The sequence below is a fragment of the Mesorhizobium sp. M2D.F.Ca.ET.226.01.1.1 genome (assembly GCF_004022705.2).
Lineage (GTDB): Bacteria > Pseudomonadota > Alphaproteobacteria > Rhizobiales > Rhizobiaceae > Mesorhizobium.
In genome coordinates this window covers 19,494-33,544 of sequence record NZ_RZOY02000027.1, presented here as the reverse complement: position 1 = coordinate 33,544, position 14,051 = coordinate 19,494, and the positions used below count along the sequence as shown (strand labels likewise).

At 62.1% G+C, this 14,051-nt stretch carries 13 protein-coding genes; 8 read left to right on the top strand and 5 right to left on the bottom strand.

Annotated elements, in window-relative coordinates; translation table 11 throughout:
- Positions 1 to 147: 147 nt before the first annotated feature.
- The 4 genes from EN869_RS33290 to EN869_RS34700 form a co-directional block, all read right to left on the bottom strand.
- Complete coding sequence (locus tag EN869_RS33290; protein ID WP_127230842.1) at positions 148 to 519, bottom strand: hypothetical protein; 372 nt, start codon at positions 517 to 519, stop codon at positions 148 to 150.
- A 320-nt stretch (positions 520 to 839) separates the two neighbouring features.
- Entirely contained in the window at positions 840 to 1,187 is a 348-nt protein-coding gene (locus tag EN869_RS33285; RefSeq protein WP_127230843.1) for a hypothetical protein, read from the bottom strand.
- Between the two features lie 194 nt (positions 1,188 to 1,381).
- On the bottom strand, positions 1,382 to 1,906 hold the full coding sequence (locus EN869_RS33280; RefSeq protein ID WP_127230844.1) for a hypothetical protein: 525 nt from the start codon (positions 1,904 to 1,906) through the stop codon (positions 1,382 to 1,384).
- Positions 1,903 to 2,415: a hypothetical protein gene (locus tag EN869_RS34700; protein WP_167507134.1), complete on the bottom strand. Its 513-nt coding sequence runs from the start codon at positions 2,413 to 2,415 to the stop codon at positions 1,903 to 1,905. The genes EN869_RS33280 and EN869_RS34700 overlap by 4 nt, the downstream gene beginning before the upstream one ends.
- A 248-nt stretch (positions 2,416 to 2,663) precedes the next feature.
- On the opposite strand from EN869_RS34700, the gene EN869_RS33270 reads away from it, so the two are divergent.
- Positions 2,664 to 4,412, top strand: coding sequence for an ATP-binding protein (locus EN869_RS33270; RefSeq protein WP_127230845.1), 1,749 nt, complete (start codon positions 2,664 to 2,666; stop codon positions 4,410 to 4,412).
- A 25-nt stretch (positions 4,413 to 4,437) separates the two neighbouring features.
- Here EN869_RS33270 and lepA read toward each other — a convergent pair whose 3' ends face one another.
- Complete coding sequence (gene lepA / locus EN869_RS33265; protein WP_127230846.1) at positions 4,438 to 6,243, bottom strand: translation elongation factor 4; 1,806 nt, start codon at positions 6,241 to 6,243, stop codon at positions 4,438 to 4,440.
- A gap of 318 nt (positions 6,244 to 6,561) precedes the next feature.
- Here lepA and EN869_RS33260 point away from each other — a divergent pair, with 318 nt between their 5' ends.
- From EN869_RS33260 to EN869_RS33225, 7 genes are all read left to right on the top strand, one after another.
- Complete coding sequence (locus EN869_RS33260) at positions 6,562 to 7,653, top strand: TadE/TadG family type IV pilus assembly protein (RefSeq protein WP_127230847.1); 1,092 nt, start codon at positions 6,562 to 6,564, stop codon at positions 7,651 to 7,653.
- Positions 7,654 to 8,008: 355 nt separating this feature from the next.
- Positions 8,009 to 8,710, top strand: coding sequence for a DUF1223 domain-containing protein (locus EN869_RS33250; RefSeq protein WP_127230848.1), 702 nt, complete (start codon positions 8,009 to 8,011; stop codon positions 8,708 to 8,710).
- 86 nt (positions 8,711 to 8,796) lie between these two features.
- Positions 8,797 to 9,123 (top strand): hypothetical protein, encoded by a 327-nt coding sequence (locus EN869_RS33245; RefSeq protein WP_127230849.1) that lies wholly within the window; start codon positions 8,797 to 8,799, stop codon positions 9,121 to 9,123.
- 233 nt (positions 9,124 to 9,356) lie between these two features.
- Positions 9,357 to 10,094, top strand: coding sequence for a peptide-methionine (S)-S-oxide reductase MsrA (gene msrA / locus EN869_RS33240; RefSeq protein WP_127230850.1), 738 nt, complete (start codon positions 9,357 to 9,359; stop codon positions 10,092 to 10,094).
- Positions 10,095 to 10,452: 358 nt separating this feature from the next.
- A complete protein-coding gene (locus EN869_RS33235) occupies positions 10,453 to 12,156 on the top strand; it encodes a phospholipase D-like domain-containing protein (protein WP_167507132.1) in 1,704 nt (567 codons plus the stop codon).
- Between the two features lie 156 nt (positions 12,157 to 12,312).
- The gene (locus tag EN869_RS33230; RefSeq protein ID WP_127230852.1) at positions 12,313 to 13,239 is read left to right on the top strand and encodes an ABC transporter ATP-binding protein; all 927 of its coding nucleotides are present in this window, start codon (positions 12,313 to 12,315) and stop codon (positions 13,237 to 13,239) included.
- Positions 13,236 to 14,015, top strand: coding sequence for an ABC transporter permease (locus EN869_RS33225; protein ID WP_127230853.1), 780 nt, complete (start codon positions 13,236 to 13,238; stop codon positions 14,013 to 14,015). The genes EN869_RS33230 and EN869_RS33225 overlap by 4 nt, the downstream gene beginning before the upstream one ends.
- Positions 14,016 to 14,051 lie beyond the last annotated feature (36 nt).

Genomic DNA, 14,051 nt, shown 5'->3' with positions numbered 1-14,051 from the left:
GCTTCTGGCCCAAAAATGCTTCCGCCAGGCTCAACTGACCAGTCTGCTTCACCGCCATTGCGATTCCCTCCGAGCTTCCGTCTCAGAGAATCACAACCAGCCAATTACGCAACAGGCCCACAAGGGGAGAAGGGGAAGAGGAGCCCCTCACTCCGCCAGATCGATCTCCTCGGTCTGCCCGCCGCTGCAGGTGTAGCAGCAGTCTTCGCAGGTTTCCTTGTTGTTGGGGCCGACGCCCCAATAGGTGCTCTCGTCGCCGTCGACCCAGGCGCCGTAGCAGATCTTTTCGCCCTCGTTGCAGGAGATCGGCAATTGCTTGGTCTCGCCGTCGTCGAGGTAGAAATCCTTGCCATTGCCCGGCCAGACATAGTCGCGGTCCTGGCTGTAGAGCTCGACGCGCATGGCGTTGGGGTGGCTGTTCTTGATCTGGAAGGTGACGTCGCCGGCACGAGCGGCGGGCGCGATGAGGACGGCAAGCGAAAGCGCGGCGGCAGCGCGGCGCGCGAAGTTGATGGACATGGTAACCCCCGAGGTCGAATCGGCCCCCACGGCCGATGGCGGGATGATGGCATGGCGCGGGGCGATGCCAAGGGGTGGCGAGGAAAATAGCTGGGTGATTTTGGTGGTGGTGGGCACCGAATCTCCCCCCTTGAGGGGGAGGTGGCCGGCAGGCCAGAGAGGGGGGCCTCGCGATGACCTCGCAACTTGATTGAAGATCAAAACCCTCACTGAGATTTCTTGTTTCGACGACTACAAACGCCGCGATCCTTCGCGCCCCCCTCTGCCCTGCCGGGCATCTCCCCCTCTTGGGGGGAGATTGGCAGCCTCAACGCCCCGCGCTACTCCGCCAAATCCACCGTCTCGGTGGAATGCTCGGTGCAGATGAAGCAGCAGGTGTCGCAGGGCTGGTCGTTGTCGGGGCCGACGCCGGCGGAGACCTGGTCGTTGCCGTCGACCCAGGCGCCCCAGCAAATGTGCTCGCCCGGCTCGCAGGAGATCGGCACGGATTTCCGCGCCTTCGGCCGGATGAGGTAGACCTTGTCGTCGCCCGGCCAGACTTTTTGGCTGTCGCGGCTGAACAGTTCCAGCGCCACGCCGTCCGAGCGCTTGTTGCGCACGAACACCGACATGTCGGCGGCAAAGGCCGGCGCGGTGAGGAGGAGGAAGGCAAGCAGAGCGCGAATCATGGCGAGGTCCCTGAGGCGAGTAGAGCATGGGTGGCATCTGGAAGCACCCTCACCCGGATTGCCAGCCGAATTGCGAAGGGCAATTCGGGATCCAACCTCTCCCCAAGGGGAGAGGAGGTCGCCGGCGCCTCCACTGTCCTCTTCTCCCCACCGGGGAGAAGGTGGCCGCGAAGCGGCCGGATGAGGGGGCCTCGCTACCGCCTCACCACCACATGCGGCGCGAATGTCTTCACCGCGTCGACGAGATCCTGGCCGCGCACGTCGAGCGAGGAGATTTCCATGTGCACTGTGGTCTTGCCGAAGGGCATCAGGCCGAAGGCGTTGGCGGAGGAATATCTGATCTCGTCGGGCGGCTCCTCGGTGAGCTCGAAATTGAGCATCGCGGCGCCCTTGCCGCCGGCGGCGAGGCGCACGCTTTTCACCTTGCTCCACGGCACCAGCACGTCGCCGGCGCGGGTATCGCGAAAGCCGTGGCTGTTCAGCGTCACCTTGACCGAGGTGTCGAAGGCGCCGCGCGCGATGAAGGCGCCGAGGCCGAGGCAGGCGGCGCTGAGCAGCGCGATCCACAGCACATGCCCGCCATTGGCGCCCGAGGCCACGCCCTGCAGCGCGCCGAAGCCAAAGATGCCGCCGATCATGAGCGGCCCGAGGGCGGGCAGGATCTTTCCCGACGGGCTGTTGCGGATTTCGAGCGGCGCGGCCATGGCCTTCGCGCTCAACGCTCCGCTTTCAGAAGAGTCCAGATCCAGCCGACGAAGGTCAGGACCAGGAACGGATAGCCGAGCGCCGGCAGCGGCGAAGAGGTGGGCAGAAGCGGTGCGCCCCACAGGATCATCAGGACCGAAACGGCGAAGAGCACGGCAGCGACAAAAGCCGTGAGCCGCATCCACAGCGCGAAGGTGGCTTGCGCGCTGACCATCACCAGCCCCGCCGCCCACAGCGCAATGCCGCCGGCATAGGAAGGCACGCTGGCCTGCAGGCCCGCCGCGTTGCCGGCCAGAAGCAGGCTTTCGCCGGCGAGGAAAGTGAGGAAGCCGGCCGCGACGAGGTCACTGCCGAGCCGCTGGTATTTCATGGTGAGCAGCGCCGTGGCGACGACGACGCCCACGCCGTCGATGGTCCACAGCGTCTCGCGCAGCGCATCGCTGGCGACGAAAGTGCCCGCCATGCCCAACGCGCCGCCGATGGCGAGGCCGATCGCGGCGATGGTGTCGGAGGTGGAGCGCATGTGATGTCCCCCCAAGCTGGTGAGAAAGATACAACGAGGTGGGAGGATGGTGAAGAGAGAACACTAGGCAAGCGCACTGGGATCATAGACACGAACTGAAGTACCGAAAGCAACTTGCCGAAGGAACAGAGGCGAGGGGGTTCGATGGCGGGAGGCCCACGGCCGAAATGACGTGCGACACCGTTACGACTCTGGCAGAATCGTGTAGGAATCTAACCTAGGACGGCATTGGTGGGGGGGAGGTTTAAATTCTAAGGCGAATCGAGTTCGAAAACTTTCGAAAGCACTCCAAATTCCGCGTTACCTGCAAAGAGCGAAATATCTTCGTAGGTCCAAACAACGCTGGAAAGTCCTCAGTGCTCGACGCTCTCCGGCTGTTCGCTGATGTCGCTCGCTACGCGGAATACAGACTTCCAGTCCTGAAGACGCAAAATCCGTATGGCGTTTGCGCGACATACGAAATGACTAATAAGAATTTTTGCCTGCCCATTGCAAACATTCCGACAGATGAATCGGAAGATGACGTTAAGGTTTCGATATTTCACGAGAATGGCTCCGCCCTTCACATCATACTGAATGTCGATCGTCAACCAATCGTTTTTATACAATCAGATAAGAGAGCAAAGAGCACCAAGGCCTTCTTCAAAGACTGCTTTCCGGAATCCATAATTGTCGTTCCAACGTTGGGTCAATTTGAAGAAACCGAGAAACCGAACGATCCCGATTACGTTAGAAGCGTTGAGCATACTCGACTTGCTGCGCGAAACTTTAGGAATATCTGGCGCCAGAAGGGCCACAGCGAATTTCAGGAATTCTCCGCGCTAGTGGAGGGTAATTGGAAAGATATCGAGGTTCAGAAACCGAAAGTAATTGTTGGGATGCCATCGACGCTTGAGATGATTTACCTTGAGAAGGGGTATCCAAGAGAAATCTATTTGTCAGGGTTTGGGTTTCAGGCGTGGATGCAAATCATGACCCATTTTCTTCGTGGATCGGGAGGGGATATCCTCGTTCTGGACGAGCCCGACGTGTACCTCCACGCCGACCTACAGAGAAGACTTTATGGCATTGCCAAGAAGAGATTCTCTCAGATTTTTCTTGCCACTCATTCGGCTGAGATCATGAACGAAGCCAATTCAGGCGATGTCGTTCTGGTGAGGTCGGAACTTCAGACAGGGAAGCGGATCACCACCGAGGAAGGCTACCGTAGCGCGCATGCGCTATTAGGTTCCTCTGAGAACGCCGACTTCGCGCGTCTTTCCAGAGCCAAAAGGATAATAGCATTCGAGGGAAACGATCGCTCCATCTATCGAAGGTTCGAGCAAATGCTGATTCCCGATGGGGTATTTAGCGATCCTGATACGATGCTGCTCAAGATAGGTGGGTACGAACAATGGCCTCGGGTAGGCAATCTGCCTTGGGCCTTTCAGGAACTTTTTGGAATTCAACCCAAGATCGCCGCGATCTTTGATAGAGATTATCGGTGCTTGGACGAAATTGAAGGCCACGAGCAGAAGCTAAGAAAGTCGGGGGTTTTCTGTCATGTTCTCCGACGAAAAGAGATCGAGAACTATGTCATAGCTCGGGACGCGATCTACAAGGCTACGCAAAAGGCAGCTAAAAAGAAAGATAAATCGATAGAAGATGCTTGGGTCGACAATACCCTATCCGCTATTTCATTGGAAATGCGCGAGGATTGCCTCATTAACGTCCAATCAGCGACAAGCAAGTACTATCAACTCAAACGCGACGGGAGAGACACTCAGACCATTCTGAAGTTAGCTAAAAGCGAATTTGATAAAGATTGGACAACTCGGGGATATAGCTGTCGAATTTCTGGAAAAGAGTTTTTTTCGGCTTACAACCGGGTGCTTGACGAGGCCTACGGGATATCTATCTCGCTGTTTCAGGTTTTGGACGAATTCCACGCATCGGAATTCGATGTGGAGTTCTGTGACATGCTCATAGAGGTAAATCGATACTTCGTTGAGGAGTAGCGAGCGCTCTGCGTGCCAACGCCCCTCAATCCCCCATCTTCAGCGCCTGGATGAACGCCTCCTGGGGAATATCCACCTTGCCGAACTGGCGCATCCGCTTCTTGCCCTCTTTCTGCTTGTCGAGCAGCTTGCGCTTGCGGGTCACGTCGCCGCCGTAGCATTTGGCGGTGACGTCCTTCCTGAGCGCCGAGACAGTCTCGCGGGCGATGATGCGGCCGCCGATGGCGGCCTGGATCGGGATCTTGAAGAGGTGCTGCGGGATCAGCTCCTTCAGCTTCTCGCACATCTGACGGCCGCGCTTTTCGGCGGCTGAGCGGTGGACCAGCATGGATAGGGCGTCGACCGGCTCGTCATTGACCAGGATCGACATCTTGACCAGGTCGCCCTCGCGATAGTCGGTCAGGTGATAGTCGAAGGAGGCGTAGCCCTTGGAGATCGACTTCAGGCGGTCGTAGAAGTCGAACACCACCTCGTTGAGCGGCAGATCGTAGGTCAGCATGGCGCGCTTGCCGACATAGGAGAGGTCGGCCTGGATGCCGCGCCTGTCCTGGCAAAGTTTTAGAATCCCGCCGAGATAGTCGTCGGGCGTCAGGATCGTGGCGCGGATCCACGGCTCCTCGATCGCCGAGATCTTGACCACGTCGGGCATGTCGGCCGGGTTGTGCAGCTCCTTCACCGTGCCGTCATTGAGGAGCAGCCGGTAGACGACGGAGGGTGCGGTGGCGATGAGGTCGAGGTTGAACTCGCGCTCCAGCCGCTCCTGGATGATTTCCAGATGCAACAGCCCGAGAAAGCCGCAGCGATAGCCGAAGCCGAGCGCGGCCGAGGTTTCCATTTCATAGGAGAAGGACGCGTCGTTGAGGCGCAGCTTGCCGACGGCGGCGCGCAGATCCTCGAAATCGGCGGCGTCGACCGGGAACAGGCCGCAGAACACCACCGGCTGCGCCGGCTTGAAGCCGGGGAGCGCCTTTTGCGTCGGGCGGCGGTCCTCGGTGATGGTGTCGCCGACGCGGGTGTCGGCCACTTCCTTGATCGAGCCGGTGAAGAAGCCGAACTCGCCGGGGCCGAGCTCGTCGACATTGACGCGGGCCGGCTTGAACACGCCCGTCCTCTCGACGAGATATTTCGCGCCGGTTCCCATCATGCGGATGGTCTGGCCCTTCTTCATCACGCCGTCGATGATGCGCACCAGAACGATGACGCCGAGATAGGCGTCGTACCAGCTATCGACCAGCATGGCCTTCAAGGGCGCTGCGATGTCGCCCTCGCGCGGCGGCGGCAGCTGGTGGACGATCGCCTCCAGCACGTCCGGCACGCCAAGGCCGGTCTTGGCCGAGATCAGCACCGCGTTGGAGGCGTCGAGGCCGATCACCTCCTCCACCTGCTCGCGGATGCGCTCGGGCTCGGCCGCCGGCAGGTCGACCTTGTTCAGCACCACGACGATCTCGTGGTTGTTGTCGATGGCCTGGTAGACATTGGCCAAAGTCTGCGCCTCGACGCCCTGGGAAGCGTCGACCACCAGCAGCGAGCCCTCGCAGGCGGCGAGCGAGCGCGACACCTCATAGGCGAAGTCGACATGGCCGGGGGTGTCGATGAGGTTCAGCACGTAATCCTCGCCGTTCCTGGCGCGGTAGTTGAGCCTGACGGTCTGGGCCTTGATGGTGATGCCGCGCTCGCGCTCGATATCCATCGAGTCCAGCACCTGCTCCTTCATGTCGCGCTCCTCCAGCGCGCCGGTGAGCTGGATCAGCCGGTCGGCAAGCGTGGATTTGCCATGGTCGATATGGGCGACGATGGAGAAATTGCGGATGTGGTCGAGGGGCGTCGTCATGCGGCGCGCTTTAGCAGGGGCGGGGTTGAGGGGCAAGCGGCGGGGGTTTTTCCCTTCGCCCCTTGTGGGAGAAGGTGGATCGGCGCGATAGCGCCGAGACGGATGAGGGGCGGAGTGAGACGTCGGCTTTCCCTGGAGCACCCCTCATCCGGCCGCTGCGCGGCCACCTTCTCCCGCAAGGGGAGAAGGGAAAGGCGCCCCTTCACATCCCGCTCACGAAATATTCAAATGCGCTTAAACATTCATGCACCGCTTTAGCGGATGCTTCGCCTTCCCGATGGTAGACCGGCTTGCTGCCCGAGACGACGAGGGCCCAAAATGTTGAGTTTCGTGCGAAAACTCCGGCTGACCGCGGCGGCGAGGCAATTCCTTGCGTGCCGTGACGGCTCGATAATGCCGATGATGGTGCTGCTGACGATCCCGCTCGTGGCGGCCATCGGCTTTTCGGTCGACTACACCTCGGCGGTGACGACGCGCAGCGACATGCAGAACGCGCTCGACGCCGCCATCATCTCGATCACCACCATGCCGACGACGACGGCGCTGGCCGACCGCCAGACGGCGCTGCAGCAGGCCTATGCGGCGAATGGCGGTCAGGGCACAGCGACGCTGACCGGCGTCACCGTCGATGCTTTCGGCACGGCGACCTTCACCGCCACGGCGAGCTACCCGATGCCGACCAGCTTCATGCAGGTCGCCCGCATCGACACGGTGCAGGTCGGCGTCGGCTCCGCCGTGCGCAAGACGCCGGCGCTGGTGCAGACAACGTTCAAGGTGACGAAGGTGTCGGGCTACTGGGCAAAGACCATGACCCTGTGGGGCACCAAGTTCGGCGATACCACCCCCCAGAAGCTGATGACGATCGGCTACAGTTATAATGGCTATGGCGATCCGAAAGGCTACGGCACCACGACGGTGAACACCGTCAACGGGGCCACCTCGACCACGGTGCAGAAGCAGGCGTGCACTACCGGCGCGCTGAAGACGCTGCAGAAGTCGGTGCCGTCCGGGGTGTCGATCCAGACCGACCAGTACGGAACGAGCTATTACTGCGTCGATACGTTCTACCCCGCCAGCGGCGCCGGCGCGGTGATCGACGTCAGCCAGATGGACCAGCTCTATCTTGAGATGGACGTGCCCTCGGGCAACCCGACCGTGCTGAAGTCCAACGATCCGAATACGTCGAACCGGCTCTATATCGGCACCAGCCCGACCAACTTGACGGAAGTAGCAACCGGGCAAAAGGTCGACATCTTCACCGCCGTGCCTTGCGGCCAGCCCGGGTACCAGGCCTGGGAAGACGGCGGCAATCCGGTCCCGGCGGCCTACACCAACGCCGACTTCTTCTACACCGTGCAGGGCAAATGCGACTACAACCAGCGCCCGTCGACGACGGTGCTGACCCAGTAGGAGCGCGGCCCCTCCTCCCCCCTTGTGGGGGACGGTGGATCGGCGCGCAGCGCCGAGACGATTTCCATCGTCGCGATCCTTCACACCCCCCTCTGGCCTGCCGGCCATCTCCCCAGCAAGGGGGGAGACCAGATGTCGCGCAGGCCTTCGCCAATCTCCGACGCTGGACGGAAGGCGCCGGCATCGGAACTGCCAATCTCCTCCCTTACGGGGGAGATGTCCGGCAGGACAGAGGGGCGTGCTGTCCCTCCAGCGTTCCGCACGAAGGCGCCCCAATCACAAAGCGGTGAGCCTGTAACGAAGCGCGCCGGCCCGGCGAAATGGGAGCATGACCCCGCTTCGGAGATTGCTTCCCATGACCGGATTGAAGACAAGCCTGCTTGCCGGCGCGATGCTCGCCGCCACTGTCGGCGCAGCAGCCGCACAGCCGCTCACCGTGGTGGAACTGTTCACCAGCCAGGGCTGCTCGTCCTGCCCGCCGGCCAATGCCAACCTGATCAAGGTCAAGGACCAGCCGGGCGTGCTGGCGCTGTCGTTCAACGTCACCTACTGGGACTATCTCGGCTGGAAGGACACGTTTGGGCGCAAGGAATTCACTGAACGCCAGGTGACCTACGAGCCGCCGCTCGGCCATGACGGGCCGTTCACGCCTCAGGTGGTGGTGAACGGCCGCGCCGACGGTGTCGGTGCCCGGTCGGGCGAGATCCAGAACCTGATCGCCCAGAGTCTGACCAACAAGGGCGGCCGCACGCTGGGTCCGGAGCTTTCGCTTGGGCAGGACAAGGTCAGCGTTGGGGCCGGCAAGGCGCCGGGCGGCGGCGCCGACATCTGGCTGGTGCGCTACAATAAAGGCGTCGTCGAGGTGCCGGTGGCGCGTGGCGAAAACACCGGCCGCACGCTGCCGCATGCCAATGTCGTGCATGCGCTCACGAGGCTGGGCAGCTGGAACGGCGCAGCGACCACGCTGCCGCTGCCGGCGGCGACCGGCGGACTGAGCACCGCGGTACTGGTGCAGGCGCCGGGCGGCGGGCCGATCCTGGCCGCGGCCGCCAACTGATCTTCTTCCCTTCGCGCGGGGCCGCATGAAAGCGGCAACGCTTCACCAAGGCCCGCTTGCGCGCGCCAAAACCCGAGGAGACTACCATGACCAAATACCTGACCCTGCCGGCGCTCGCCTTCGCGCTTTCGGCTGCCGTCTTCGTTGCCGGCGCCCGCGCCGACGACACGACCAATGCCATGAAGCCGGCCAATGCGATGGCGACGGACGCCATGAAGCCGGCGACCGACGCGATGAAGCCGGCCGATGCCATGAAGCCCGCGACGGATGCCATGAAGCCCGATGCGATGAGCACCCAGGCGATGAAGCCGGCAACGGATGCGATGAAGCCCGCTGATGCGATGAAGCCCGCGACGGACGCCATGAAGCCTGCAACCGACGCCATGAAGCCGGCGGACACCACCGCTCAGTGAGGCTCGGTCGACCACTGCCCCTCACCCGGCCTCCGCTTCGCTCGGCCGACCTCTCCCCGGCGGGGAGAGGAGACTTTCAGCGCCGGCGCTCTCTTCTCCCCTCGGGGAGAAGGTGGCCCGAAGGGACGGATGAGGGGGAGCGCCATCGACGGCTAGACACCGCCGCACGGCAAAGTGAGAACCGCTTGGCGGGTTCGTTCGTGTATAGTGAAACAACAACAAGGAGACCCAACATGACCGGCATTGAAAAGAACGCCGCGCGGCGGCCATTCCTTGCCAAAGGGGCGCTGGCGGCGCTGGTGCTCAGCGCGGCAGCGGCCGTCTTCTGGCAGAGCCCGGCCCGCTCGGCCGAGGACGCGGTGGTGATCCCGCCGCCGGCGATGGACGAGAAGGCGGCGAGCGGCACCGAGAAGGCGATCTTCGCCGGCGGCTGCTTCTGGGGCGTGCAGGGCGTGTTCCAGCACGTCAAGGGCGTCAGCAAGGCCGTTTCCGGCTATACCGGCGGCAGCGCGGAAAACGCCGTCTATGAAGTCGTCGGCAGCGGCCGCACCGGGCATGCCGAATCCGTCGAGATCACCTACGATCCGTCGAAGGTCACCTACGGCCAGCTCCTGCAGGTCTATTTCTCGGTCGCGCACAATCCGACGCAGCTCAACTACCAGGGGCCGGATTCCGGCACGCAATACCGCTCGACGATCTTCGCCGAGGATGACGAGCAGAAGAAGGTGGCCGAGAGCTACATCGCCCAGCTCGACAAGGCCAAGGTGTTCCCGAAGCCGATCGTCACGACGCTCGAAACCGGCAAGACCTTCTACCCGGCCGAGGATTATCATCAGGACTTCCTGACGCTGAACCCGACCTATCCCTATATCGTCTATAACGACCTGCCCAAGATCGAGAATCTGAAGGCGCTGTTCCCGCAGCTCTACAGCGAGAAGCCGGTGCTGGTGCTGGCCTCCAGCAAGAGCTGAGAGACCGTTAAAAATTCTACTCCGGCGGCCATCTGCTGGAGCGCATTTCGAAACGGTCTCTGACAGCGAGCAACCAAGCCATTGCGAAGTGAAGTTGGGCGGAGAATCAGCCAGATCCTCCGCCCTTCATTTTGCTGGCAAACAGAACACAGTGTGAAGCAGTTCATGGAATTATACTTGACGCTGCAAAACATTGACATCCGATCTTCTGCCGCCACATAATCATCGCCGTCACCTTTCGAAAATTCTGTTCCAGCTGATCCGGAAGCCTGCTTCCGGCGCGGATTTTGTTGGCTGCATTGTTTCCTGTTGGCCGCATTTGGGGCCGGGCATGCCGGCGCCGCAGAGGGAGGTACGGATGGCAGTCAGCATAAAGGTTTCCGTCTACACCAATGGCGACGACGCCTTCGTCGCCTGGGCGCCGAGCGACTTCATTCCGGGATGCCGGGGCTTCCTGCTGGAGCGCGGCCGCAAGGTCGGCGCGACCGAGAAGATCGACCCGGTGGAGAACCGGGTTGGCTTCACCAAGGACAAGCCGAAATCGGGCGACCACCGACCATCGGACGTCTGGCCGTTCCAGCGCTTCAACTGGACCGACCATGCGGCGGACGTCGGCAATGTCGTGCGCTACCGGGTGACCGCGATGATGAGCGCGGGCCCCGGCAAGCCGCTGACCAAGGGCGTTTCCAGCGCCTGGACAGACTGGAAAACGCTCGCGACCGACGCCGGCGGCGGCTTTTCGTGCTTCTTCAACCGCGGGCTGGTGCTGTCGCAATTCGTCGCCCGCTACATGGCCAAGAACAAGCTGTCGCCGGCGGCCTTCAAGAAGAGCCTGCAGACCAATGGCGACGCGAAATTCCGCGCTTTCCTCGAAGGCGATCTCGGCCTGCGCATGGTCGGGCTGACACAGGTTGCCGGCGACGAATTGCATGCCGCGCTCTACGAGCTCGGCGACGCGAGGCTGGAGACGGCGCTGATCGGGCTTGGGCCGCGGCTTAATCTCATCCTCGCCAACGGCTCCGACAAGGCCGGCGACGGCAACAAGGACGCACGCAAGAATCTCAACGACCACGGCATCGCGACCATTGACCGGATGCTGAAATCCAAGGGCCTCGGCCACAACAAGTTCGTCGTCGTGTCGGAAGGCGGCGAGCCGAAAATGGTGTGGACCGGCAGCACCAACTGGAGCACGACGGGCCTCTGCACGCAGGTCAACAACGGCCTGCTGATCGAGGACGCGGCGGTGGCGCAGCATTACCACAAGCATTGGGACCTGTTGAAGGACGCTTCGCCGCCGGCCACCAAACCGGCCGATTTCACGCCGGCGCTGATGGCGGACAATGATGCGCCGAAGACCTTCACGGTCGGCGGCGCCAAGACGACCGTGTGGTTCACCCGCACCTCGAACGGGGCCGACATGGACGCGCTGCGCGACGTCATCGGCTCGGCCAGGCAGGCGGTGCTTTTCCTGATGTTCACGCCAGGCAAGCAGGGGCTGCATACGCTGGCCGGGCAGCGCGCCAGGGAGAAAGGCATGTATGTGCGCGGCGTCGTCTCGACGCTGAGCGCCGACGAGGGCGGCACCGAGCAGAATTTCCTCGACATCGACCTGGTGAGCAGCGACCGGACATTCACGCCGGACCGCTACGCGGTGGCGCAGCCGCAGGGCCTCGATGCCCCGCTCGGGCCATGGATCGCCGAGGTCAACCGGCGGGAGTTCCTGTCGCAGATCGGCCACGCCATCGTGCACTCGAAGATCCTGGTGGCCGACCCGCATTCAAACAATTGCGTGGTGGTGACCGGCAGCCACAATTTCTCGGCGCCGGCGAGCAAGCAGAACGACGAGAACCTGGTGATCGTGCGCGGCCACAGGAAACTTGCCGCCGCCTATGCCACCTATGCGATGTCGGTCTACAGCCACTATCGCTACCGCTCCTACATCCGCGAGATGCGCGCGCAGGGCAAGACGCCGTGGAGCTATCTCGATGATGACGATCAATGGCTGAAGACCGAGCTCCGGACCAAGGCGCAGGAGATCGCATTCTGGACGGCGCAGGGTTAGTCCTTCTCCCCGTTGCACGGGGAGAAGGTGCCCGAAGGGCGGATGAGGGGCAGGTTGGACTGTCCAGAGCTGTCAGGAGCGGCGGCGATTACCGATTTGCATAAAACGGCAACCGACCTATATCAGGTCACAATTTCCAGCCGGCCGTTTTTCAGCATGTCATCCATCATCTCGATATCCGGTGTCACGAAAACCTATGCCACCGGTTTCAAGGCGCTGAAGGAAATCAATCTCGACATCGAGCGCGGCGAGATCTTCGCGCTGCTTGGGCCGAACGGCGCCGGCAAGACGACGCTGATCTCGATCGTCTGCGGCATCGTCAACCGCTCGTCGGGCAGCGTCACGGTGGATGGCCACGACATCAGCCGGGATTACCGCGCCGCGCGCAGCCTGATCGGGCTGGTGCCGCAGGAACTCACCATCGACGCGTTCGAGACGGTTTGGGCGACGGTGAATTACAGCCGCGGCCTGTTCGGCAAGGCGCCCAACAAGGACTTCGTCGAGAAGGTGCTGCGCGACCTCTCGCTGTGGGAGAAGAAGGATTCGAAAGCGATCACGCTGTCCGGCGGCATGAAGCGGCGGCTGATGATCGCCAAGGCGCTGTCGCACGAACCGCGCGTGCTGTTCCTCGACGAGCCGACGGCCGGTGTCGACGTGGAGCTGCGTCAGGACATGTGGGCGATGGTGCGGCGGCTGCGCGAGGACGGCGTCACCATCATCCTGACCACGCATTACATCGAGGAAGCCGAGGCGATGGCCGACCGCGTCGGCGTCATCAACAAGGGCGAGATCATCCTGGTCGAGGACAAGGCCGAGCTGATGCGCAAGCTCGGCCGCAAGCAGATGCGGCTGGAGCTGCGCGCGCCGCTAGCCGCCATTCCGGACGGCCTGTCGCGCTATGCGCTGGAGTTGTCGGAGGGCGGCAACGAGCTCACCTACACCTATGACAACCAGAGCGACCGTCCAGGCGTCGCCTCGCTGATCCGCGATCTCGAGGCGGCCGGCATCCAGTTCCGCGATCTCGACACCAAGAACAGCTCGCTCGAAGAGATTTTCGTCAATCTCGTGAGGCAAGAGCCATGAATCTGCCCGCTGCCCCTAATTTTCGTGCGGTATGGGCGATCTACCGGGTGGAGATGGCACGTGCCTTCCGCACGGTGCTGCAGAGCATCATCTCGCCGGTGATCTCGACCTCGCTCTATTTCGTCGTCTTCGGCTCGGCGATCGGCTCGCGCATCAACGAGATCGACGGCATCGCCTACGGCGCCTTCATCGTGCCTGGACTGATGATGCTGTCGCTCTTGACGCAGTCGATCTCCAACGCCTCCTTCGCCATCTATTTCCCGAAATTCGTCGGCTCGATCTACGAGCTTTTGTCGGCGCCGGTTTCCTATCTGGAGATCATCATCGCCTATGTCGGGGGTGCTGCAACCAAATCGATCATGCTCGGCCTGATCATCCTGGCGACCGCGGCGCTGTTCGTGCCGCTGAGGATCGAGCATCCTTTCTGGATGATCGCCTTCCTGGTGCTGACGGCGGTGACCTTCAGCCTGTTCGGCTTCATCATCGGCATCTGGGCAAAAACCTTCGAGCAGCTGCAACTGGTGCCGCTCCTGATCGTGACGCCGCTCACATTCCTCGGCGGCAGCTTCTATTCGATCCACATGCTGCCCGGCATCTGGAAGACGATCACGCTGTTCAACCCGGTCGTCTATCTGATCAGCGGGTTCCGCTGGAGTTTTTACGGCAAGGCCGACGTTTCAGTCGGCGTCAGCCTCGGCATGACGCTGGTGTTTTTGGCGATCTGCATTGCCATCGTCGCCTGGATCTTCAAGACGGGCTACCGGTTGAGGAACTGACCGAACTCGACTTCCTCGCCCCACGCAGTGGGCTAC